The sequence below is a fragment of the Mangrovimonas cancribranchiae genome (assembly GCF_037126245.1).
GTDB lineage: Bacteria > Bacteroidota > Bacteroidia > Flavobacteriales > Flavobacteriaceae > Mangrovimonas > Mangrovimonas cancribranchiae.
Genome location: NZ_CP136925.1, coordinates 2,303,559 through 2,327,470, shown reverse-complemented (window position 1 = coordinate 2,327,470; position 23,912 = coordinate 2,303,559). Strand labels below are relative to the sequence as shown.

Sequence of the window (23,912 nt, the reverse complement as noted above, 5' to 3'; positions counted from 1 at the left end):
CTATCTCAACGCATAGCGAAAACGTTATATTGCAAATCCTTCTAAAAAAAGATTTTGTTTTTTCAATTATTTGGTTACTTTAGCTTTAACAAAATGAAAACAAATATTGCATTTACATATTATAACTGGTTTTATTTCTTTTTTAGCAAAGGGAACGAGGCCTGATATGTAAACATGTCAAATAAGATAATATTAACAAAAGGTCTCGATTTATTAAATCGAGATTTTTTTTTGAATATATATGATTAATTCAGTTGCGATACAAGGTATAAAAGGGTCATTCCATCATATTGTTGCCCAAGCTTTTTTTCAAGAGGAGGTTAAGGTGAAAGAATGTCTATCGTTTGATGTTGCTGTAGAAAGCCTTTTAAAAGGACAAACAGATACGGTTATTATGGCGTTAGAAAATTCTATTGCGGGATCAATAATACCTAATTATGCCTTAATTGATGTTAATAAGTTACACATTGTAGGAGAGCATTATTTAGATATTCAGCATCATTTATTGGCATTGCCAGGACAGCGTATTGCTGATATAAAAGAAGTGCATTCTCACCCAATGGCTTTACTACAATGTAAAGCGTTTTTTAAAAATTATCCACATATAAAACTTATTGAAGCCAATGATACAGCCGATGTGGCAAAGCAAATTCATGAGAAGCAATTAAAAGGAATTTCTGCCATAGCAAGCGATTTAGCAGCCCGTATTTTTGGGTTAGATATTTTAGCAAAAAGCATACAAACCATAGCTCATAACGAAACACGATTTGTTATTGTAAAACGCCATAACTCAGAAGTTGCTAAAAACGAGATTAACAAAGCCTCATTAAAATTTGAATTAGAACATAAGCGAGGTAGTTTAGCAGCCGTATTGAACATGATGAGCGACTGCAAGTTAAATTTAACCAAAATACAATCGTTACCTAAAATAGAAACGCCTTGGAAATATGCTTTTTTCGTGGATGTCACTTTTGATGATTACAGCAATTACAACAAAGCAAAAGCCATACTTAAACTTATGGCACAAGATTTTAAAATTCTAGGCGAATACAAAAATGCAAGACAATGATTACAGTAGCCGATAGATTACATACCGTAGAAGAATACTATTTCTCTAAGAAATTAAAAGAAGTAAACTTTTTAAAATCTCAAGGAAAACCTATTATAAATTTAGGCATAGGAAGCCCGGACTTAAATCCATCAGAACGTGTGCTAAATGCATTAACAGAAAGCTTAAACCATGCTGTTGCTCACCAATATCAAAGTTATCAAGGCTTACCAGAATTGCGAGATGCTATAGCGCTGTTTTACAAAAATCAATTTAATGTATGGTTAAGTCCGCAAACCGAAATTTTGCCCTTAATGGGAAGCAAGGAGGGCATCATGCATATTTCTATGGCATTTTTAAATCCAGGAGATGAGGTTTTAGTGCCTAATCCAGGCTATCCTACCTATTCGTCAGTAACTAAACTAGTAGGAGCCACACCTGTTTCTTATAATTTAACCGAAAATACACACTGGTTACCAGATTTAAAAGCGTTAGAAAAAACCAACTTAAGTAAGGTGAAAATAATGTGGGTTAATTACCCACATATGCCAACAGGAACACAAGCAGATGATGTGTTTTATCAAGCTTTAATCAATTTTGCTAAGCGTCATAATATTTTACTAATAAACGACAATCCTTATAGTTTTATACTTAATGATAATCCTAAAAGTATTTTAGAGTTTGAAGGAGCCAAAGACTGTTGCTTAGAATTAAATTCCTTAAGTAAAACATTTAATTTGGCAGGTTGGCGTGTAGGAATGGTTTTAGGAAAGTCAGAATTTATACAACATATACTTAAAGTAAAAAGTAACATGGATTCGGGTATGTTTTATGGTATTCAAAAAGGTGCTATAGAAGCTTTAAACTGTTCCAATATGTGGTATAAAAGCCTTAATAGTGTTTATAGAAAGCGCCGGAATTATGTGTGGCAAATTGCCAATGCTTTAAATTGTACTTACAACGAAAATAGTGTAGGTATGTTTGTGTGGGCCAAGTTGCCACCATTAGTAAAATCAGAAGAATTTGTGGATTTATTATTAAAAGAAAAGGCCGTTTTTATAGCGCCAGGAACCGTTTTTGGTGCAAATGGCGAAGGTTATGTAAGGTTTTCACTTTGCGCCTCAACAGAAGAATTAGAAGAAACCCTAGCAAGAGTAAGATAAGTATGAATATAAAAAATGTATACATAGTAGGAGTTGGATTAATAGGCGGAAGTATCGCAAAAGATATTAAACATCTTAATCCAGAAATTACACTTCTAGGAATTGATAAAAATGAAGCTCATTTAAATCAGGCCTTAGATTTAGGAATTATAGACGGAAAAGCAACTTTAGATGATGTTGTAAATGCCAACATTGTTATTGTTTCCATTCCTGTAGATGCATCGGTAAATATATTGCCGAAAATATTAGACCTCGTTTCAGATGATACCTTGGTTATGGAATCTGGTTCTACCAAATTAGACATCTGTAATGCAGTTGCAAATCATCCTAAACGTAGAAATTTTATGGCTACGCATCCTATTGCAGGAACAGAGTTTTCTGGACCAAGTGCAGCTATTCAAGGGTTGTTTAAAGGAAAGACAAATATTATTTGTGAGGTTGAAAAAACAGCGTTTAAATTACAAGAAATAGCCTTAACTATTTTTAATATTATGGGGATGCGTATTCGATATATGAATCCAGAATCTCACGATAAGCATATTGCGTATGTCTCACATTTATCGCATATAAGCTCATTTATGTTAGGGAAAACAGTCATGGAGAAAGAAAAAAACGAACGTGATATTTTTGATATGGCGGGAAGTGGTTTTGCTTCAACAGTGCGTCTAGCAAAGAGTTCACCAGACATGTGGACACCCATTTTCAAGCAGAATAAAACTAATATTATTGAAACATTAGACGAATACATTAATAACTTAGAACGTTTTAAAGCATGTTTAAAAACCAATGCTTTTGAAGACGTTTATAAAGAAATGAATGACATTAATCATATAAAAGACATTTTAAACGGAATTGAATAAAAAAGGAAATTATGGAAAACAAAAAAGAACTAAGAACTTGGTTAGATAACTTTGGTTTAGAACATCCGCTAGTTATTGCTGGGCCATGCAGTGCAGAAACCGAAGAACAAGTCTTAAAAATAGCTCATCAGTTAAAAGAAACAGATACTACCGTTTTTAGAGCTGGGATTTGGAAACCAAGAACACGACCTGGAAACTTTGAAGGTGTTGGTGCATTAGGTTTAAAATGGCTGCAAAAAGCTAAAGAAGAAACAGGCTTACTTACAACAACCGAAGTAGCTAATGCCAACCATGTAGAGCTAGCCTTAAAACACGATGTTGATATTCTTTGGATAGGCGCAAGAACAACAGTAAGTCCTTTTATTGTTCAAGAAATTGCAGATGCCTTAAAAGGAACGAACAAACCGGTGTTAATTAAAAATCCTGTTAATCCAGATTTAGCGTTATGGCTAGGTGCTGTAGAGCGTTTTTATACGGCCGATGTAAAAAACTTAGGGGTTATTCATAGAGGGTTTTCAACCTATGAAAAAACCAGATACCGTAATAATCCCGAATGGCAAATAGCCGTCGATTTACAAAATCGTTTTCCCGATTTACCATTAATTTTAGATCCATCTCACATAGCAGGACGTCGCGATATTATTTTCGATTTATGCCAAACAGCCCTAGACCTTAATTATGATGGCTTTATGGTGGAAACACATCATAATCCCGATAAAGCTTGGAGTGATGCTGCACAGCAAATCACCCCGGAAACACTAAAAACATATACTGAGGATTTAAAAATTAGAAAGGAAACAGGCGAAGCTGCCGAGTTTAAAAATAAAATCAATACCCTAAGAACACAAATAGATGTTATTGATCATCAATTAATAGACATGCTAGGAAAGCGCATGAAAATAGCTGATGATATTGGTAACTTAAAAAAACAGCATAATGTAGCTGTATTACAATCAAAGCGGTGGAATGAAATTCTAGGAAAAATGATTTTACAAGGCGAAGAGAAAAAGTTAAGTGAAGAATTTATTTTAAGAGTCTTTAAAGCTATTCATCAGGAATCTATAAATCATCAAGAAAAGATAATAAATGGATAAGGATGAAATGCTTTTAGGAGCAATCAATAATATTCTTTATTTTGCAACATATTGATCCAAAAGCATGACAGGGACAGTTTATAAATCTACAGGAAGTTGGTATACCGTAAAAACCGAATTAGGAAAAAATTACCAATGCCGTATAAAAGGAAGGTTTCGTATAAAAGGCATAAAAAGTACTAACCCTATTGCGGTTGGCGATATGGTAGATTTTGAACTAGAAACCAAAAACGATGAAACTACTGGCATCATAAATAATATTCATGATAGAAGAAATTATATTGTTAGAAAATCGGTAAACCTATCAAAACAAACGCATGTTATTGCAGCCAATATCGATCAGGTTTTTTTATTAGTAACCATCGATAATCCGCCAACTTTTACCAGTTTTATAGACCGTTTTTTGGTTACTGCAGAAGCGTATGGTATTACAACTATTTTATTATTTAATAAGATAGACCTTTATGATAAAGAAACACTAGATGAAGTAAGGTATTTAGCGCACACTTATCGTAAAATAGGGTACGAGTGTATCGGGATTTCAGCAGAAACAGGTAAGAATATTGATAAAGTAAAACATTTAATGACTGGTAAAGTAAGCATGTTTGCAGGACATTCAGGAGTTGGTAAATCTACGCTAGCAAATGCCATAGAACCCGGATTGGAGTTGAAAACAAAAGTTATTTCAGAGCAACATCAGCAAGGGCAACACACAACTACGTTTGCAGAAATGTTTGATCTAAGTTTTGGCGCTAAATTAATAGACACTCCAGGAATTAAAGGTTTTGGTATTGTAGATATGGATAAAGAAGAAGTGGGCGATTATTTTCCAGAGTTTTTTAAGTTAAAACAAGACTGCAAATTTAATAATTGTATTCATGTCGATGAGCCTAAATGTGCTGTAAAACAAGCTCTAGATGATGATGAGATAGCTTACTCAAGATACCGTAGTTATTTGCAAATGCTAGAAGGTGAAGACGAACATTATAGAACCGATAACTGGGATTAAATGAAAGCTGTTATACAACGTGTTTCAAAAGCAAGTGTTACAATAAACAACAATACTACAGCCAATATACAACAAGGTGTTTTGGTGTTGTTAGGAGTTGAAGACTCCGATACCAATCAAGACATAGAATGGTTGTCAAGAAAAATAAACAACCTTCGGATTTTTAACGATGAAAAAGGTGTTATGAATCGTTCCTTAATAGATGTTAATGGCGATGCTATTATTGTAAGCCAGTTTACATTACATGCTAGTACAAAAAAAGGTAACAGACCAAGTTATATAAAAGCGGCAAAACCAGATGTTGCTATACCTATGTATGAAGCTTTTGTAAAGCAATTTGAAACAGATTTAGGAAAACCTGTTCAAACAGGTGAATTTGGAGCAGATATGAAAGTAGACTTGCTAAACGATGGGCCTGTAACCATAATTATAGACACTAAGAATAAAGAGTAAATGAACATACAAAACGCACAAAAAGCAGTAGATAATTGGATTAAGGAACATGGCGTTCGTTATTTTAACGAACTCACCAATATGGCACAACTTACCGAGGAAGTAGGTGAAGTTGCTAGAATAATAGCCCGTCGTTATGGCGAGCAAAGCGAGAAGGAAAGCGATAAAGACAAAGATTTAGGCGAGGAATTAGCCGATGTTGTTTTTGTGGTATTGTGTTTAGCTAATCAAACAGGGATCGATTTACAAGAGGCTTTTAGTAAAAAAATGGACAAAAAAACTAAAAGAGATCACGATAGGCATCATAATAACGAAAAGCTAAAATAACCCATTTTAGAAGAGGTCTATTATGCATTTAAAACTTCACCAATCACAGATAAAGAAAGAGAGTCATATAACAGTTTCCGGCTCTAAAAGTGAATCCAATAGATTATTGCTGTTACAAGCTCAGTACCCAAAAATAAGTATAAGTAATCTTTCCGATTCAGACGATTCTCATGTCATGCAAAAAGGCCTGTCAGGACATTTTGATGTTGTAGATATTCATCATGCAGGAACAGCTATGCGCTTTCTAACAGCCTATTTTTCTACCCAACCAAAAAAAGAAGTAGTCTTAACAGGCTCCGAAAGAATGAAAGAGCGTCCCATAAAAATACTAGTTGATGCGTTAAAAAATCTTGGAGCTGATATTACCTATATGGAGAACGATGGTTGCCCACCATTAAAAATTTTAGGAAAGGAACTTGTAAAAGACAAAGTAACCCTTAATGCTCATGTAAGTAGCCAGTATATTTCGGCATTATTGTTAGTTGCTCCTAAATTAAAAAATGGGTTAGAGCTAACACTAAAAGGAGCAATAACATCTGTACCATATATAAAAATGACCTTGTCGCTATTAGAGCAAATAGGTGTTAATACAACATTTAAGGATAATGTAATTACGGTTAGCCCAAAGCCTGTTTTGGATAAAGAGATTGAAATTATTGTAGAGTCCGATTGGTCATCAGCATCTTATTTTTATAGCATAGTAGCTATGTCTCCTATTGGTAGTAAAATAGCCTTGTCGTCTTACAAAAAGAACAGTCTACAAGGTGATTCTGAACTAGAAACCATATACCAACAATTTGGCGTGCAAACTAGTTTTAAAAAGAATACGATAACTTTAGAAAAAACATCAGAAGTTACTCTAGAAAAAGGTGTCGAACTTAATTTAGTAAACTGCCCAGATATTGCGCAAACCATAGCAGTAACCTGTCTAGGGTTAGGTATTTCGTGTAATTTAGTAGGGTTGCATACACTTAGAATTAAAGAGACTGATAGATTACAAGCCCTAAAAACAGAAATTGAAAAATTAGGAGGACAAATTGATATTACAGATAATTCATTAAAATTACACGCTTCAAATAAACTATTAAGAAACATAGAGATTAACACATATAACGACCATAGAATGGCTATGGCCTTTGCGCCATTAGCGCTAAAAACAGACATTTTAATTAAAAATGCCTATGTGGTTACAAAGTCTTACAAAGCATTTTGGGATGATTTAAAAACACTCGGATTTAAGATATCTCAATAATAATCGGTTAAATACTTGACAACCCATACTTTCAGATTGTATATTTGCACCTTTGAAAATATAAAACAAGCAAATGAAATTATCCAATTTTAATTTTGAACTTCCTAAGGAGTTGTTGGCAGAGTATCCATCAGAGCACAGAGACGAAGCCCGTTTAATGGTTTTAAACCGAGAAAAGAAAACCATAGAACACAAGCTTTTTAAAGATCTTGTAGATTACTTCAATGAAGACGATGTCATGATACTTAATAATACAAAAGTATTTCCGGCTAGACTTTTTGGTAATAAAGAAAAAACAGGTGCAAGAATAGAGGTGTTCTTATTAAGAGAGCTTAACGAAGAACAACGATTATGGGATGTTTTAGTAGATCCAGCAAGAAAAATTAGAATTGGTAATAAACTTTATTTTGGTGAAGACGAGTCGTTAGTTGCCGAAGTTATCGATAATACAACATCAAGAGGAAGAACGTTACGTTTCTTATACGATGGCTCTTATACAGACTTTAGAAAAAAACTAAACGAATTAGGAGAAACACCACTTCCAAAATACATAAAAAGAGAAGTAGAACCTGAAGATGAAGATAGATACCAAACTATTTTTGCAAAAAACGAAGGAGCTGTAGCAGCACCAACGGCTGGACTTCACTTTTCTAAACATTTATTAAAACGATTAGAAATTAAAGGCATTAATTTTGCCGAAATTACATTGCATGTTGGTTTAGGAACCTTCAATCCAGTAGAGGTAGAAGATCTTTCCAAGCATAAAATGGATAGCGAAGAAATCACTATCGATAAATTAGCTGTTAATACAATTAATCAAGGAATAGCTGAAAAGCGAAAAATATGTGCTGTAGGAACCACGGTAATGAGAGCTGTTGAAAGTTCGGTATCTTCAAGCGGTACTTTAAACGAATTCCAAGGGTGGTCTAATAAATTTATTTTCCCACCTTACGATTTTAGTATAGCTAATTGTATGGTAACAAACTTTCATACACCAAAATCTACATTATTGATGATGGCTTCTGCATTTGCAGGGCACGATTTTATTATGGAAGCTTACGAAGAAGCCGTAAAAGAAAAATATCGTTTCTACACCTATGGCGATGCGATGTTAATTCTATAAAAGTTTTATAACCAACAATATAAAACCTTGTTTAACCGACAAGGTTTTTTTTATGCCATTTGTAAATAGTACTTTTGCAACAGATTTATATGAAGACAAAAAAGAAAGACATACGAGCCTTAAGTAAAGAGCAATTGCGTGATTTTTTTATAGGAGAAGGCGACCAAGCGTTTCGTGGCAATCAAGTGTACGAATGGTTGTGGAGCAAAGGCGCACATAGTTTTGATGATATGACTAATATCTCAAAACAAACCAGAACAATGTTAGATGATAACTTTGTTATCAATCATATAAAGGTCGATCAATTACAACGTAGTAACGATGGTACGATAAAAAATGCAGTTAAACTTCACGATGGATTAATTGTTGAATCGGTTTTAATTCCAACATCAACAAGAACAACAGCCTGTGTGTCGTCGCAAGTGGGATGTAGCTTAGATTGTAAGTTCTGTGCAACAGCTAGACTTAAACGTATGCGAAACCTGAACCCAGATGAAATCTTCGATCAGGTTAAAGCCATAGACAACGAAAGTCGTTTATATTTCGATCGTCCGTTAAGTAATATTGTTTTTATGGGTATGGGCGAACCTTTAATGAATTACAATAATGTATTAAAAGCTATTGATAAAATTACCTCTCCTGAAGGATTAGGAATGTCGCCCAAACGAATTACGGTGTCAACTTCGGGGGTGCCTAAAATGATTAAAAAGATGGCCGATGAAGAGGTGAAATTCAAATTAGCAGTATCCTTACACTCTGCTATAGATGAGGTTCGTACGTCTATCATGCCATTTAATGCTACATTTCCATTAAAGGACTTAAGAGAAGCTTTAGAATATTGGTATGCTAAAACTAAAAATAGAATAACTTACGAATACGTGGTTTGGAAAGGTATTAACGATAAACAAAAAGATGTTGATGCCTTAGTACAGTTTTGCAAATTTGCACCAAGCAAAGTCAATTTAATAGAATACAACCCTATAGATGATGGCGATTTTCAACAAGCTAATGAAGAAGCGCTTCAAATGTATATAAATACATTAGAAAGAAATAATATAACCGTAACGGTAAGGCGTTCTCGTGGTAAAGACATTGATGCCGCCTGCGGACAATTAGCAAATAAGAGTTAAAAAAAAGAGCCACTTAATTAAGTGGCTCTTTTTTTTAACTAATTAGAATTATTAGTTATTGCTTAATAAACTTTAACGTTTTTGTTTTTTCACCTAAGTTAACCTTAGCGAAGTATACACCATCACTTTGGTTAGACATATTAATTAATTCTTCAGTTTTAGATAATGGCTTACCTAAAACAGTTTGCCCTAGCATATTAAAAATTGTTATATTATTAAAAGGAACACTAGATGAACTTAATTTTAATGTTTTAGTCTCAGAGTTGTAAAAATGTTTGAAAGAACTAATTTGATTCTCTTCAATACTTAATGAAGCTGTCACAGAAACGTCATCTATGTTTAATACAAATTCATCAAACACATCATGGTGTCTAAAAGCAAAGTACACAATTTGTCCTGCAAGAGAACTGATATCTAACGATCTGTCTACAAATGTGTTGCCAGCACCGCCATTTTGACCAATAATTTCATTGAAACTAACTGCACTAGCAGTAAAGTCTGAGGTTTGATTGCCAGACGCCACATAAAGAGTGTAGTTTTCATCAGCATAAGAAGCATCAATTCCTCTTGCTTTCCAAGTTAGTTCTATATCGTCAGTAGGCGAATACCCAGTTAAATCTATACCACCAGAGATAATCCAGTTATCAGGTGTTAATGCACCAGTACCAGAGTTCCAAGAGGCACTAACTAAACACGGATTTCCATCAGGGTTTCCATCATCATCTAAATCATAATCAACTTGTCCCCAACCAAGTCCATCTCCATCAGCATCAATTGTCTCCCAACAAGTAATAACTTCGTATTGTTGGTTAAAATCTGCCGTGTAAGGTGGTGCTACTGGATATGTAGGGCAAGTAACCGAGGTTAGTGTAAGTTCAAAGTCAAAACCAGTGGCTGACCAACGGTCATCAAAAACAATGTAGTAAGTGGTGCCGCTTTCAGCAACAAAGCTGACTTCAGATAAATAGTTTCCTCCCATTAAGTCAATATCATCATTACTTACTAAGCAGGTAAGCGAACCACAAGTCCCTGTATAAACAGAAAGGTTGGTGTCGTCTCCAGTATTTACTGCCAATTCAGTTGTAATTGTAATAACTCCAGATGAAGGAGCGTTAAAAGAATACCACTCTGCAAGTGTTGGAGTATCTCCACCATCGCATATAGTAGTTTGAACAGTACCATCAATAGCAGGGACAGAAGTAACACCTTCGCTAATGCTAGCGGCAGAGGCGCAATCATTCTGAGCTTTAATACTGAAAAAGCTAAATAGAGTAAAAATAGTGTAAAATAAAGTAGTTTTTTTCATAAAAAATTTAATAAAATAGTTAATAGCTTAAACCTAAAAGTAATTTTTTTTAAAAAGATATTTAGTTTCTTTATGTTAAATTTTTCAAAATGCTCCATTAAATAGTATATAAAGCTGTTTTTTCCTAGTTTTGTGAGGATTTTACATTTCTCTTTTTGAAAGTCGTTGAACAAATAAAACAACCCATTGCTTTTGAAATGGAACTTTTCGAACAAAAGTTCCAACTGTCTATGTCTTCAAAAGTGGCGCTGCTTAATAGGATTACGCATTATATTGTGAACCGTAAAGGCAAACAAATGCGTCCTATGTTTGTATTTTTGGTTGCTAAAATGATGAATAATGGTGAGGTGAGCGAAAGAACATATCGCGGTGCTTCGGTTATAGAATTGATACATACAGCTACCTTAGTACATGACGATGTAGTAGATGATAGTAATAGGCGTCGTGGTTTTTTCTCAATAAATGCCCTTTGGAAAAATAAAATTGCGGTATTAGTTGGTGATTATCTGCTTTCAAAAGGCTTGTTGCTTTCTATAGATAATAACGATTTCGATTTACTTAAAATTATTTCGGTTGCTGTTCGCGAAATGAGCGAAGGCGAGTTACTTCAAATAGAAAAGGCTAGAAAATTAGATATTACCGAAGCTGTTTATTATGAAATTATTCGTCAAAAAACAGCGACACTAATTGCCGCATGTTGCAGTTTAGGAGCCGCTTCTGTAAAGCCTAATTCGCCAGAAGTAGAAACCATGCGTAAGTTTGGTGAACTTATAGGAATGGCTTTTCAAATAAAAGATGATTTGTTTGATTATGGAGAAGAAAAAATAGGCAAACCAACAGGGATAGATATTAAAGAACAAAAAATGACACTGCCTTTAATTTATGTTCTTAATAATTGCTCGCCTAAAGAGAAAAAATGGCTTATAAACTCCATTAAAAACCATAATAAGGATAAGAAACGTGTAAAAGAAGTTATTGCTTTTGTTAAGGCTAATAACGGTTTGGAGTATGCTATTTCTGTTATGGAAAAATTTCAAAGAGAAGCCTTAAGTATTTTAGAAAAATACCCACCTTCAGAGTTTAAAGATTCGCTAGAACTTATGGTGAATTATGTTATTGATAGAAAAAAATAGCTATTTTATATTGCTGTAATTCAGTATTTTGAATTTTTGTTTTTGATTTTTTTTTAATTCAGGCAACCATTGGCTAATATTTTGCGTCTTTATAAATAGAAGTCAACTTTAAATTAACTTTTTGAAAGTCATTCAACTATACAATAACGAAGAAAACCTTATAAAAAGGGCTTTAAAAAACAAGCGTAATGCACAACAAACGTTGTTTGATTTGCATGCGCCCAAAATGTTGAGTGTTTGTAGGTATTACATAAAAGATGTCCATAAAGCAGAAGAAGTGATGTTAAATGGATTTTTAAAGGTGTTTACCAACTTAAAAAGTTATAAAGCGGCAGGAAGTTTTGAAGGTTGGATAAGACGCATTATGGTTAGAGAAGCGATTTCATTTTTAAGAAAGCAAAAGCATGTCGAGTTTTCTATGGAAGAGATGTCTTTACCCAACACATGTTCAGATAATATAACATCTAATATGAATGTGGCGCAAATTCAACAACTTATAGACCAGCTTCCAGAAGGTTATAAAATGGTATTTGTACTCTATGCTATAGAAGGGTATAAACATAGTGAGATTGCTAAAATGTTACAAATAACCGAAGGAACTTCAAAATCGCAGTTGTTTAAAGCACGACAAATGCTACAGCAACAAATTATTAAGCAAAATAAGATTGAAAATGGCACCACTTAAGTTTGAAGAGCAGATAAAAGAACGTTTAGAAGGTAGACATATTTCCCCCTCTCAATCGGCTTGGAATAAGCTAGAAGGCAAACTTGATACCGCTGAAAAACGTTCAAATAAAAAATGGTATTGGATTATAGGCGTTGCCGCCTGTTTTATTGGGATACTTTTACTATCAACCTTATTTTTTAAAGTTACAAACCAATCAGAAAGTATTGAAACAGATACTAAAATAGTAAATCAAGCGCCAAAATCATTGGAAAATACTATTGAAACTAATACGGTAGAAAAAACTGTAGAGAGTGAAAAATTAATAGAAAACTCCGCATCAAGAGAACACATTAAAGTTCCTGAGAATAAAAGTCATGTTGTGTCTAACTCTAATGCTAATAAAACAAAAACACAACACGAAACATTATCACAGGTAAATACGAATCAAGATGATTTAGTAACTATTTCAAAAGTTCAGGAAAGCAAAGTAGAAGAAACTTTTGAAGACAAAAAAATTAAAGAAGTTGTGGCTAGTATTAAAAAAATGAAAGCAAATCAATCATCGGTTACCGATGCCGAGATAGATTCGCTTCTTAAAAAAGCACAAAACGACATACGAGATCATAGAATATATAATCAAGCAACAAAAACTGTAGATGCTATGGCATTACTTCAAGACGTTGAAGAAGACATAGATCACTCCTTTAGAGATAAGGTTTTTGAAGCATTATTATCTAGTTACGAAACGGTAAAAACTGCAGTTGCCCAACGTAACCATTAAAAACAATCATCAATTAAAAAACGAACAGTTATGAACACTATTACAAAATTAATCGTGCCGCTCATCTTATGCTTAAGTTTTACATTTGTAAAGGCACAAGACACCCTGCAATCTCAAAAAGTTGACTATAAAATCGAGTATTTACAGGAGTCCATAAAACAGGTAACATCAGAGGAGAAAGCCTTGCTAAAACAAGAAGTAGAAGCTATTAATAAACGTCTTGAAAATGGTGAAATTACTCAAGAAAAGTCCGATGCTTTAAAACAGCAAGCTGCCGAAAAACGTGCTTTAAACATAGAAAATAGAATAGCTATTATAGAAAATAAAATAGCCTTGTTAGAACGCAATGAAGAAATCGATTTTAATGATGAAGAATCCTTAAAATATGTTTTTAAAATTGGAAAAAATGAAGATTCTGATGCGTACGATAGAGGCGTTGTTTATTTTGGCGAAGAAGAAGATTATAAGTTAAAACCTAGAAAATACGACAGGCGAACCACAAGCGATTTAGTGTTTGCTATCGGTTTTAATAATGCCATAATAGAAGGTGAATCTTTAAACGACTCTCCTTATAAATTAGGAGGTTCCGGATTTGTAGAATTAGGTTGGGCTTGGAAAACACGTGTGTTTAAAAACACCAATGCTTTAAGGGTGAAATACGGCATGTCTTTTCAGTGGAATAAATTAGATATAAAAGACGATAAATATCTATATGAAAACGATGAAGGCATAATTACTTTACAGGAGTTTCCTCATCAAGTTAGAAAGTCGAAATTTAGAACAACCAATTTAGTATTCCCAGTACATTTTGAGTTTGGACCTTCAAAGAAAATTGAAAAAGAAGATTATTTTAGGTATTCAACCTATCATAAATTTAAATTTGGTATAGGTGGCTATGCTGGATTTAATATTGGCTCGCTACAAAAGGTGAAGTATAAATTAGACGGTAATCGCGAAAAAGATAAATACAAAAGCTATAATACAAACAATATCGTATATGGGTTGAGTGCTTATGCTGGATTTGGTAATGTAGGAATTTATGCAAAGTACGATTTGAATCCTATATTTAAAGACCAAGCCATCGACCAAAATAATATTTCATTAGGATTAAGATTTGATTTGGATTAGTTTCCTTGTGAAAACAACCTTGTTCAAGGCTTCATTTTTTAATGAAGCCTTTTTACATATATTGTTTTTATCTTTATATTTTTACACTCTTAATCGCATACATATTTTGATATCAAAATTCACCATAGATAAAGTTTTTGAAACCGCTCGTGTAGAGGAGGTTATTGGCGATTTTGTGCAGTTAAAAAAGGCGGGAAGTAACTTTAAAGGATTAAGTCCGTTTAGCGACGAACGCACACCAAGTTTTATGGTATCGCCTGTAAAGCAAATCTGGAAAGATTTTAGCACCGGAAAAGGGGGTAATGCCGTCGCTTTTTTAATGGAACACGAGCATTTTACCTATCCAGAAGCCATAAAATACTTAGCTAAAAAGTATAGCATTGAAATTGAAGAAACCCAGCAAACTAACGAGCAAAAAGAAAAAGCTAATGAGCGTGAGAGTTTGTATCTGGTAAGCGATTTTGCAAACACCTATTTTCAGAAAACATTACATAAAACCAATCAAGGTAAAGCCATTGGTTTAAGCTATTTTAAAGAACGTGGTTTTACCCCAGAAACAATTGAAAAGTTCGATTTAGGCTATTCGCTTGATGAATGGCAAGCGTTTTCAGACGAAGCCTTAAAAAAAGGCTATAAAATGGAGTTCCTTGAAAAAACAGGACTTACCATTGTTAAAGGAGACAAGCACTTCGATAGGTTTAAAGGGCGCGTTATGTTCCCTATAAAAAGTATGAGTGGACGTGTTTTAGGTTTTGGCGGACGTATTTTAACAAACGATAAAAAAGCGGCTAAATACCTAAACTCTCCAGAAAGCGATATTTATCATAAAAGTAAAGTGCTTTATGGTATTTACAATGCTAAACAAGCTATAGCAAAAGAGGATAATTGCTTTTTAGTTGAAGGTTATACCGATGTTATTCAGTTTTATCAAACAGGAATACACAATGTGGTGTCATCATCTGGGACAGCCTTAACACCAGAACAAATAAGGTTAATTAACAGATTGACTAACAACATAACGGTTTTGTTTGATGGTGATGCAGCCGGAATACGCGCGTCGCTTCGTGGTATCGATTTAATCCTCGAGCAAGGTATGAATGTAAAAGTGTGTAGTTTTCCTGAAGGTGAAGATCCCGATAGTTTTGCTAGAGAAAACACCTTAGAAGAGTTAGCCACATATTTAGAAAATCACGCTACAGATTTTATACGCTATAAAGCGTCTATATTAGTAAACGAAGCTAAAGACGATCCCGTTAAACGTGCCGAGACTATTAAAGACATTGTAAATAGCATTTCTAAAATACCAGACCGGATTAAGCAAGAAATTTATTTAAGAGAATGTTCTAAAATAATGGACATTAGCGAAACGGTTTTGTTTAGCACGCTTCAGCAATTAACCCAAAAAGAAATTAGCAATGCTAATAAGCAATATAAAAAAGAGCAACAACAAAAAGCTTTCGAGGTTGTAAAAAACGAACCTCAAAGAAAAACGGTTGATGTTCAATATGAATTGGAACGAAAAATCATCCAAATTTTATTGCTTTATGGTAATCGTACCGAAACTTTCGATGATTTATTGTTAAAAGAAAACGAAGAGAATGAGCTTGTACTAGAGTCTGAAGAAATGGAAGCCAAAGTGTTTCAGAAAATATATTTAGATTTACAAGAGGATGAAATGGAGTTTACAAACGATCATTTTAAAACACTTTACTACAATATAATTGATAAACTAAATCAGAACCCTGAGTACGCTGTAGAGAATTTAGTAAATGATGTTTCGCCAGACGTCGCTTCTGAAATAACGACTATTCTTATGGAAGATGAACGGTATGAACTTTCCAATTGGCAAATACAAAATATTTTCCCTAAGGAGAAGACCGATACTGTAGCACAATTAGTGAATCAAACAATTTTAAACTTAAGAAGTTATTTAATTTCTAGAAAAATTGATGAGTTAAGTGAAGAGGTGAAAAACAATATTCAAGAACAACATCCTACTATTTTGGAAGATGTTATGAACTATAAGAAATTAGATAATTTATTATCCAGAAAACTAGATAAGCCGCTTTAAACATTCATTAATTTTGCACGATTAACCAAATCAACAATATTGTTCACGTCTAACTTTTTCATTAAACGCGATTTGTAGGTGCTAACGGTTTTTTCGTTTATCTCTAACTCTTGTGCAATTTCTTTATTTTTCTTACCTACCGATAATAATTTTAACACCTCAATTTCTCTAGTGGATAGTTTTTTGTAGTAAGATCCTGAGCGCCTGTTTATTTTTCGTCTATACGATAATTGCTCTGTTAAGTTGGGACTTAAATAGGTTTCGCCTTGACTTACTTTAGTAATGGCTTCTTTAAGTGTTATAATATTGGCCATTTTAGACAGGTAACCAGAAGCGCCAGCTTTTATAGTATTCAATGCGTAAATTTCCTCGGGTTGAGCGGTAAATATTAACACATTAATGTCTGGGTATTCTTTTGAGAGTCGTCTAAGGGCAGTAATGCCATTAAGTTTTGGTAAATCCACTTCACAAAGAATAACATCGGCTTGATGATGTCTTAAAAAATCGAAAATAGCCTCGCCATTGCTAACACCACCAACAACTCTTATGTTTTGTGATGCCACAAAAATTAATTCAATCCCTTTACGAATAATGGGATGACTATCTGCAACCAATAGTTTAATCATAATAAAAAATTTAAAATGGTTGTGAGGCAAAATAAAGCACTGTAAAACAAGTGCTAAAGTAAAGATAATGAATTTTTTACGAAAAAAGTTGCCTACTTTAAACTTTCTGGAATTTCGCAAACAGGTATTGGGACCATTTTATGTTTATTATTGCTATTATATCTTTTATAAATTTTAAAAACTTCTAATTCTCTTCCAGAAAAATCAGCTTCAGACTTTCCTTTTTCTACCATAGCCATTGCCCATTCTAATTCCGGATAAGAAGCGCCTATTTGGTCTTCGTCTGTCCTGTCATCTCCCCAAAGACCATCGGTTGGCTGGGCGTCAATAATTTCTTGGTTTATGCCTAAGTATTTAGCAATCTCATACACTTCTGTTTTAAGTAAATCTGCTATCGGGCTTAAATCTACCCCACCATCGCCATATTTAGTGTAAAATCCTACGCCAAAATCTTCCACTTTATTTCCTGTTCCAGCGACTAGGTAGTTGTTTAATGCTGCAAAATAATAGAGTGTGGTCATTCGTAAACGTGCTCTTGTATTGGCTAAAGACATAAACCTGTCTTCTTCATTTTTTACCGAAGGTAGTGCCTGGACAAGACTGTCAAAAACAGGGGTTAAGTTAACTTGAGTCATCAAAACATTTGTGTGGTTAGACTGTAGCCAATTAACATGATTAATAGCGCGATTAACTTGCGATTGGGCTTGGTGGATAGGCATTTCTAAAACTAAAACATCTAATCCTGTTTTGGCACACAAGGTTGAGGTAACTGCAGAGTCTATTCCGCCAGAAACCCCTATAACAAAACCATTAATTTTAGCGTTATTAGCATAATCTTTTAACCAATTTACAATATGATTAACTACTTTTTCTGTTTGCATGATGACTAAATTTAAAACAAAGAATTAGTACCTTTGTCACACAAAAATAACGTAATCGTTGTATTAATGAAAATTAACTTGAACGAAGTTTGTATGAAAAAATCTGTGTTGCTTTTTATCGTTTTGATTATATGCTTTTCCTGTAATAAAGATAGCGGTATTGAAAAACAAATAGCAGGTATAGATGTCGATTTTACTATAGAACGATTTGATCTTGCTTTTAAAGAAGCCACACCCAAAGATTTGCCTAAACTTAAGTCGGCTTATCCGTTTATGTTTCCTCGTCAATATAAAGATGCTTTTTGGGTAGATAGGATGAGAGACACTTTGCAGCAAGAACTTCTTGAAGAAACCAAAAAAACATTTCCCGATTTAAAACAAGAACGTCAAGATATAGAAAGCTTATTCCAGCATTTAAAATTCTATTTTCCAAATGCATTTAAAGTACCTAGAGTAGTTACTACAACATCGAATGTAGATTACCGAAATAAAGTAATCGTAACAGATACTATCGTATTAATTTCTTTAGATACCTATTTAGGTGAAGACCATAAGTTTTATCAAGGTATACAAAAGTATCTAAGAACGAATTTTGATAAATCGCAAATGAGTATTGATTTAGCTAAGAAGTACTCAGAAAACTATATTTATCAAGAGCAAAAGAAAACACTTTTAGATGAGATGATTTACTTTGGGAAACAACTCTATTTTGCAGAGAACATGCTACCAAAAAAAGAAAAGCATCACATTATAGGCTATGCTGAAGATGACTACCTATGGGCAGAAAGGAATGAAAGCCAGATTTGGCGCTATTTTTTAGAAAGAGAATTGTTGTTTAGTACAGATTCCAAACTTCCTAGTAGATTTATTAATCCTGCACCATTTTCTAAATTTTATTTAGAAGAAATAGATAGTGAGTCACCTGGAGAAATAGGAAAATATATGGGCTGGCAAATAGTAAAAGCCTATATGAAAAACAACGATGTTTCTTTAAAACAAATGCTTTTAAAGTCAACAGAAGATATTTTTAATAACTCTAAATTTAAACCAAAACGATAATGGCAAATATAAAGTCAACCATAGAATTAAACGTAGAATTAGACGAGAATCGTGTACCTGAAAAGCTAACTTGGAATGCGCAAGATGGCGGGATAAAAAATGAAGAAGCCAAAGCGATGATGCTATCGGTTTGGGATAGCGAAAAGCAAGAATCTTTACGTATAGATTTATGGACAAAAGATATGCCTGTAGATGAGATGAAAGTGTTTTTTCACCAAACCTTAGTAGCTATGAGCAATACCTTTAAACGCGCTACCCAAGACGAAAAAATGAGTGCTACAATGATGGATTTTTGCGATTACTTTGCCGAGAAATTAGAAATCACAAAAAAGTAATTACCATTCGTTAATTCTATTAGAATCTAGCTTTATAAAAATAAATAGTAAAATTGTAAAGCCCCAAAGTCCAGAACCACCATAGCTAAAAAATGGTAAGGGAATACCAATAGTAGGAATTAATCCCATTACCATACCTATGTTTATCATAAAATGGGTAAACATAATTGCGGCAACACTGTATCCATAAATTCTACTGAATTGCGATTTTTGAAGTTCGGCTAGATGAAGTATTCTTAATAAAAGTAATACAAAAAGTATAATAACAAACACGCTTCCTACAAAGCCCCATTCTTCGCCAACAGTACTAAATATATAGTCGGTATGTTGTTCTGGAACAAACTTTCCAGTGGTTCTTGTGCCTTCTAAAAACCCTTTTCCTGTCCAACCACCAGAGCTAATGGCTTGCTCAGATTGTATAAGGTTGTATGCCTCACGTTTTTTCATAAGTTCAAGTTTGGCTGGATCTTTTTCTAAGCGTAGCCAAAGCGTAATTCTATTTTGTTGGTGTGGTTGAAGGATATTATTGTAAAAAAACTTCACACCAAAAGCTAATACACTACATGCCACAATAGTAAATAATGTTTTGTAGAAAGCGGGTTTTCTTCTTCTTGTAAAATGATAAGTTAAAATAATTGCTGACGTTCCTAATATTGTGGCTAGAGTGCCAAATTTTAGGGCAGATATAGCAATGAGTATAAGTAAAACGCCAATGGTGAGGTATATTTTGGGTAAACCTTCTCTATATAAAACGAAAAAAAATGAGGCGTAGACTATAGTACTTCCTGCATCGTTTTGTAATAAAATTAAAAGTGCGGGAATAGCAATTATGGTAAATATTCTTATTTGATCTTTAAATGTTTTTATATCGGTGTTAAGGTCGCTAATGTATTTGGCTACAGCCAAGGCTGTTGCGGTTTTAGCAAATTCACTTGGTTGTATGGTCATGCCACCTATACCATACCATGAAGTAGCCCCATTAACATTTTTTCCAAAGAAAAAAAGTCCTATTAAAGAGAGCATTGCTATAATATAGATAACACTTGAAAACCGCTCGTAAAACTTGGCATCTATAGCTAAAACAAGCACAATAAGGATAAAGGTTAGAAAAATAAACATGAGTTGTTTACCATATGGCTGAGAAAAATCTAGATAGTTAACCGTTTCTCCAACATGTGAAGCCGATAAAATATTAAGCCAGCCATAACCTACTAATAGTAGAAAAAGGATAATGGTAATCCAATCAAATTTAAAATATCTATTAGTTTCTCTATACATTAGTTTATGCTAAAGGGTTGTCCAGAATAAGGTTTTATATATTCGTCTTCTAAGCTATTGTTTAGTAGCCAGGTTTCCATATCGGTTCTTGTAATCTCTCCTTTTAAGTATTGTTCAATCATTAAGCTAGCTATTCTTCCTGCATAAATAGACCCATAATGTCCATTTTCAACTAATACTGCGAGGGCAATTTTAGGATTGTCTTTAGGAGCAAAAGCTACAAAAATAGAGTGGTCTTGTAATTGCATGCGTTCGCCATCAATTTTTATAAAATTTTCGGCAGTACCTGTTTTTCCACAAATCTCTATACCTGGGATTCTTAAAAATCTAGCAGTTCCGTTTTCGTAAACATCGTATAAGCCTTCAATAATGGGATCGAAATGTTTAGGTGCTACGGTTGTTTCATGCTTAGTAACAAAATCTTTGTTTATTTTTTCGCCTTCTATTCCTTTTATAATATGGGGTGTGTAGTAGTAACCTCGGTTAGCAATAGCGGCTGTAAAGTTAGCCATGTGAATAGGTGTTGTTAAAATTTCACCTTGTCCAATAGAATTTGATATGATTGTTGTTGCTCCCCAACGAAAATCTGGATACCAGTTGTCGTAATAAGCACCATCTGGAATGTTTCCTTTTTTTCCAATAGGTAAATCTGTGCCTAAGTATTGTCCTAAACCAAAACTTTTAATATGTTTACTCCATGCATCCATACCTTTACTGGCATTACTGTACTTATCGATCGATTTCCTAAAGATAGTTGCGAAATAGGAGTTGCAAGATTTGGCAATTCCCTTTGTTAAATCTCGTCGTCCACCACCACAATGGCAGCCCATTGGGCGTCTTCCACCATAATGATAAGCGCCTCTGCAGGTTACTGAAAACTTAGGTGTAATAACATCTTCTTGTAATGCTGCAAGGGCAACTAGAGCTTTAAATGGTGAGCCAGGTTCGTGAACTCTTAATAAACCTTTGTCTATAAGTGGAAGATGAATTGAATCGTTATAGAGTTTCGTGTAATTTTTCGATCGTTTTCTCCCTACTAATAGATTAGGGTTGTATGAAGGTGCAGAAACTAAAGCTAAAATCTCTCCTGTTTTAGGTTCTATGGCAACAATTCCGCCTCTTTTGTTTACCATAAGCTTTTCGCCGTAAGCTTGCAGTTTGGAGTCTATTGTTATAGTGATATCTTTTCCGGGTGCAGGAATGGTGTCAAATTTACCGTCTTTATAAGGTCCTAAATCTCTATTAAATCTGTCTTTTTGGATAAATTTAACGCCTTTAACGCCACGCAATTCTTCTTCGTAAGAGAGTTCAACGCCTTGTTTTCCTATTAAATCACCCATTTTGTAATAAGGGTTTTTTTGTATTTGCCCTTGATTAACTTCGGCAATAAACCCTAAAACATTGGCGCCAATAGATGTTTGATAATCTCTTAACGACCGTTTTTGAATGTAAAACCCCTCGTATTTACGCATTTTTTCTTGTAAAACGGCATAATCTTCTTTTGAGAGGTGTGACACAAACACAGATGGTAGTCTTGGGGAATAATGATAAGCTTTATTATAGGTTTTTATAAATTGAGCTTTGTCTATTTTTAGTAGCGAGCAAAACTCAACGGTATCTAAAGGTTTTACTTCTCTAGGAATAACCATAACATCGTAAGATGGCTGATTAGCAACTAGTAATTTCCCATTTCGGTCAAAAACAAAGCCACGTTTAGGATAATCGTAAACTTTTCGTATGGCAGGATCTTCAAACAAATTATAGTTGTCTGAATTGTAGATTTGTAAGTAGAAAAGTCTGCCAATAAAAACGATTCCTACAATAATAATAGAAGCGAATAGTAATAATTGTCTCATTTAACGCTTTCTGCTAAAAATTATGATTGTTAATACGGTTAGTATTATAGTGAAAATACTAGAGAATAACGTTTTTTTAAGTATTAAAAGTATGTTCTTTATGTTAAAAACTTCTAAAGAAAACATAACCAAATGATGGACTAGCGTTAGGGTGATTAAATAGACTAGCAGAGCCCCAAACTCAATAGTATTAAATCTAATAGTTTGGTGTTCGTAAGCAGCTCCGAATGAAAATTTTAAAATAATAGGTCTTGTGTAAGCTGCTGTTAAAGCTGCTGCAGCATGAATACCGCCAGAGTCGGAAAAAATATCGACAAAAAGCCCTAATAAGAAACTTAAAAATAAAAATATAGAGCGATTATTTTTAATAGGATATAAGGCCACAAAAAGAATATAAAGATAGGGGTTTATATATCCTAAAAAATTAATATGATTTAAGATTAATGCTTGAAGAAGCACAAGTAAGATAAAACGTAATGTATGGCCAGAAATTAAATTACTCATCTGCTGGATTTAACAGGTTGTTAATTTCATCTTTGTCTTCATTCTCTATAATATAAACATGTTCAATATTGGTCATGTCATTAAACAGTTTTACGTTTATAGTATAATAATTCTCGGCATTATCTAAAGAAAAATCTGTCACAGTACCAATTGGAATTCCTTTAGGGAAAATAGCCGAAAGCCCTGAGGTTGTAATAGTGTCACCCTGTTTTACAGGAGCTATTTTAGGGATTTCTTTTAACTGAATAATGTGTGGCGATTTACTATCCCAAATTAACGATCCAAAATGATTGGTTTGTTTTAGTTTAGCGCTTATTCTGCTATTGGTGTTTAATATAGAAATTACAGTAGAAAACTTTTTACTTGTTTGGTCTACAATGCCTAAAACACCTTTAGGTGTAATAACCCCAAAGTCTTGTTGTATGCTATCTCTATGCCCTTTATTTAGTAATAAAATATTATCTGTTGCCGAGTAACTATTTTTTAACACTAAAGCAGGTGTAAATTTGTAAGCAATGCCAAAACTTGTACTGTCTATATAGGTTATTTGAATAGAATCGTTTTGTTTTTCACCGTTATGAATAAGCATTCTTAAACTATTGTTCTCCTCTTGAAGAATGGTATTTTGTGTTTTTAAATTAAAATACTCAGAAATATTGTTAGTCGAATTATAAATACCACCAGTTAAAAAGTTAGCAGAATTTATAAACCGACTTTTATGATAAGAATGCGATTGAATAGTAAAAACAAGCGATATAGAAAGCAACAATATATACAACAAAAAGGTTTTGTTTCTTATTAAAAAGTTAATGATTTGTTGCATATGTT

24 protein-coding genes are annotated in these 23,912 nt (G+C 33.6%); 17 read left to right on the top strand and 7 right to left on the bottom strand.

Going from position 1 to position 23,912, the window contains the following annotated elements; all coding sequences use genetic code 11:
* Positions 1-241 precede the first annotated feature (241 nt).
* The 10 genes from R3L15_RS10730 (at position 242) to rlmN (ending at position 9,459) form a co-directional block, all read left to right on the top strand.
* Positions 242-1,069 carry a prephenate dehydratase gene (locus R3L15_RS10730; RefSeq protein ID WP_338731643.1) on the top strand — a complete coding sequence of 276 codons (828 nt, stop codon included), beginning with the start codon at positions 242-244 and terminating at the stop codon, positions 1,067-1,069.
* Positions 1,066-2,211, top strand: coding sequence for an aminotransferase class I/II-fold pyridoxal phosphate-dependent enzyme (locus R3L15_RS10725; RefSeq protein WP_338731642.1), 1,146 nt, complete (start codon positions 1,066-1,068; stop codon positions 2,209-2,211). The genes R3L15_RS10730 and R3L15_RS10725 overlap by 4 nt, the downstream gene beginning before the upstream one ends.
* Positions 2,212-2,213: 2 nt before the next feature.
* Positions 2,214-3,071 carry a prephenate dehydrogenase gene (locus tag R3L15_RS10720; protein WP_338731641.1) on the top strand — a complete coding sequence of 286 codons (858 nt, stop codon included), beginning with the start codon at positions 2,214-2,216 and terminating at the stop codon, positions 3,069-3,071.
* 11 nt (positions 3,072-3,082) lie between these two features.
* Entirely contained in the window at positions 3,083-4,165 is a 1,083-nt protein-coding gene (locus R3L15_RS10715) for a bifunctional 3-deoxy-7-phosphoheptulonate synthase/chorismate mutase type II (protein ID WP_338731640.1), read from the top strand.
* A 64-nt stretch (positions 4,166-4,229) separates the two neighbouring features.
* The gene (rsgA, locus tag R3L15_RS10710; RefSeq protein WP_338731639.1) at positions 4,230-5,174 is read left to right on the top strand and encodes a ribosome small subunit-dependent GTPase A; all 945 of its coding nucleotides are present in this window, start codon (positions 4,230-4,232) and stop codon (positions 5,172-5,174) included.
* The gene (gene dtd / locus R3L15_RS10705) at positions 5,175-5,627 is read left to right on the top strand and encodes a D-aminoacyl-tRNA deacylase (protein ID WP_338731638.1); all 453 of its coding nucleotides are present in this window, start codon (positions 5,175-5,177) and stop codon (positions 5,625-5,627) included.
* A complete protein-coding gene (locus R3L15_RS10700; protein ID WP_338731636.1) occupies positions 5,628-5,954 on the top strand; it encodes a nucleotide pyrophosphohydrolase in 327 nt (108 codons plus the stop codon).
* A gap of 22 nt (positions 5,955-5,976) precedes the next feature.
* Complete coding sequence (locus R3L15_RS10695) at positions 5,977-7,206, top strand: 3-phosphoshikimate 1-carboxyvinyltransferase (protein WP_338731635.1); 1,230 nt, start codon at positions 5,977-5,979, stop codon at positions 7,204-7,206.
* Between the two features lie 73 nt (positions 7,207-7,279).
* Positions 7,280-8,329, top strand: coding sequence for a tRNA preQ1(34) S-adenosylmethionine ribosyltransferase-isomerase QueA (gene queA / locus R3L15_RS10690; protein ID WP_125467946.1), 1,050 nt, complete (start codon positions 7,280-7,282; stop codon positions 8,327-8,329).
* An 89-nt stretch (positions 8,330-8,418) separates the two neighbouring features.
* Entirely contained in the window at positions 8,419-9,459 is a 1,041-nt protein-coding gene (gene rlmN / locus R3L15_RS10685) for a 23S rRNA (adenine(2503)-C(2))-methyltransferase RlmN (protein ID WP_338731634.1), read from the top strand.
* Between the two features lie 55 nt (positions 9,460-9,514).
* Here rlmN and R3L15_RS10680 read toward each other — a convergent pair whose 3' ends face one another.
* Complete coding sequence (locus tag R3L15_RS10680) at positions 9,515-10,765, bottom strand: T9SS-dependent choice-of-anchor J family protein (protein WP_338731632.1); 1,251 nt, start codon at positions 10,763-10,765, stop codon at positions 9,515-9,517.
* A 155-nt stretch (positions 10,766-10,920) separates the two neighbouring features.
* Between R3L15_RS10680 and R3L15_RS10675 the strand changes: the two genes are divergently transcribed.
* From R3L15_RS10675 to dnaG, 5 genes are all read left to right on the top strand, one after another.
* Positions 10,921-11,898 carry a polyprenyl synthetase family protein gene (locus R3L15_RS10675; RefSeq protein WP_338731631.1) on the top strand — a complete coding sequence of 326 codons (978 nt, stop codon included), beginning with the start codon at positions 10,921-10,923 and terminating at the stop codon, positions 11,896-11,898.
* A 121-nt stretch (positions 11,899-12,019) separates the two neighbouring features.
* Positions 12,020-12,583, top strand: a complete 564-nt coding sequence (locus R3L15_RS10670) for an RNA polymerase sigma factor (RefSeq protein ID WP_338731630.1) — start codon at positions 12,020-12,022, stop codon at positions 12,581-12,583.
* Positions 12,570-13,346: a hypothetical protein gene (locus tag R3L15_RS10665; RefSeq protein ID WP_338731628.1), complete on the top strand. Its 777-nt coding sequence runs from the start codon at positions 12,570-12,572 to the stop codon at positions 13,344-13,346. Before R3L15_RS10670 ends, R3L15_RS10665 begins: the two co-directional genes overlap by 14 nt.
* Before the next feature lie 30 nt (positions 13,347-13,376).
* Positions 13,377-14,474 (top strand): hypothetical protein, encoded by a 1,098-nt coding sequence (locus R3L15_RS10660; RefSeq protein WP_338731626.1) that lies wholly within the window; start codon positions 13,377-13,379, stop codon positions 14,472-14,474.
* A 106-nt stretch (positions 14,475-14,580) separates the two neighbouring features.
* A complete protein-coding gene (gene dnaG, locus R3L15_RS10655) occupies positions 14,581-16,545 on the top strand; it encodes a DNA primase (RefSeq protein WP_338731624.1) in 1,965 nt (654 codons plus the stop codon).
* On the opposite strand, the gene R3L15_RS10650 is transcribed toward dnaG, so the two are convergent.
* Positions 16,542-17,171 carry a response regulator transcription factor gene (locus R3L15_RS10650; RefSeq protein WP_338731623.1) on the bottom strand — a complete coding sequence of 210 codons (630 nt, stop codon included), beginning with the start codon at positions 17,169-17,171 and terminating at the stop codon, positions 16,542-16,544. The two genes, dnaG and R3L15_RS10650, sit on opposite strands and share 4 nt — an antisense overlap.
* Before the next feature lie 92 nt (positions 17,172-17,263).
* Positions 17,264-18,052 (bottom strand): NAD(+) synthase, encoded by a 789-nt coding sequence (nadE, locus tag R3L15_RS10645; protein WP_338731622.1) that lies wholly within the window; start codon positions 18,050-18,052, stop codon positions 17,264-17,266.
* A gap of 93 nt (positions 18,053-18,145) precedes the next feature.
* Between nadE and gldB the strand changes: the two genes are divergently transcribed.
* Both gldB and gldC read left to right on the top strand, forming a co-directional pair.
* Positions 18,146-19,111 (top strand): gliding motility lipoprotein GldB, encoded by a 966-nt coding sequence (gene gldB / locus R3L15_RS10640; protein ID WP_338731621.1) that lies wholly within the window; start codon positions 18,146-18,148, stop codon positions 19,109-19,111.
* The gene (gene gldC / locus R3L15_RS10635; protein ID WP_338731620.1) at positions 19,111-19,446 is read left to right on the top strand and encodes a gliding motility protein GldC; all 336 of its coding nucleotides are present in this window, start codon (positions 19,111-19,113) and stop codon (positions 19,444-19,446) included. The genes gldB and gldC overlap by 1 nt, the downstream gene beginning before the upstream one ends.
* Here the strand turns inward: gldC and rodA are convergent, their stop codons facing one another.
* Genes rodA through mreC form a run of 4 tightly spaced genes read right to left on the bottom strand, consistent with a single transcriptional unit; the run spans position 19,447 to position 23,907 of the window.
* Entirely contained in the window at positions 19,447-20,724 is a 1,278-nt protein-coding gene (gene rodA / locus R3L15_RS10630) for a rod shape-determining protein RodA (RefSeq protein ID WP_338731619.1), read from the bottom strand.
* Positions 20,724-22,580, bottom strand: coding sequence for a penicillin-binding protein 2 (mrdA, locus tag R3L15_RS10625; RefSeq protein ID WP_338731618.1), 1,857 nt, complete (start codon positions 22,578-22,580; stop codon positions 20,724-20,726). The genes rodA and mrdA overlap by 1 nt, the downstream gene beginning before the upstream one ends.
* Positions 22,581-23,084 carry a rod shape-determining protein MreD gene (locus tag R3L15_RS10620; protein WP_338731617.1) on the bottom strand — a complete coding sequence of 168 codons (504 nt, stop codon included), beginning with the start codon at positions 23,082-23,084 and terminating at the stop codon, positions 22,581-22,583.
* Positions 23,077-23,907 (bottom strand): rod shape-determining protein MreC, encoded by an 831-nt coding sequence (mreC, locus tag R3L15_RS10615; protein ID WP_338731616.1) that lies wholly within the window; start codon positions 23,905-23,907, stop codon positions 23,077-23,079. The genes R3L15_RS10620 and mreC overlap by 8 nt, the downstream gene beginning before the upstream one ends.
* Between the last annotated feature and the right edge of the window lie 5 nt (positions 23,908-23,912).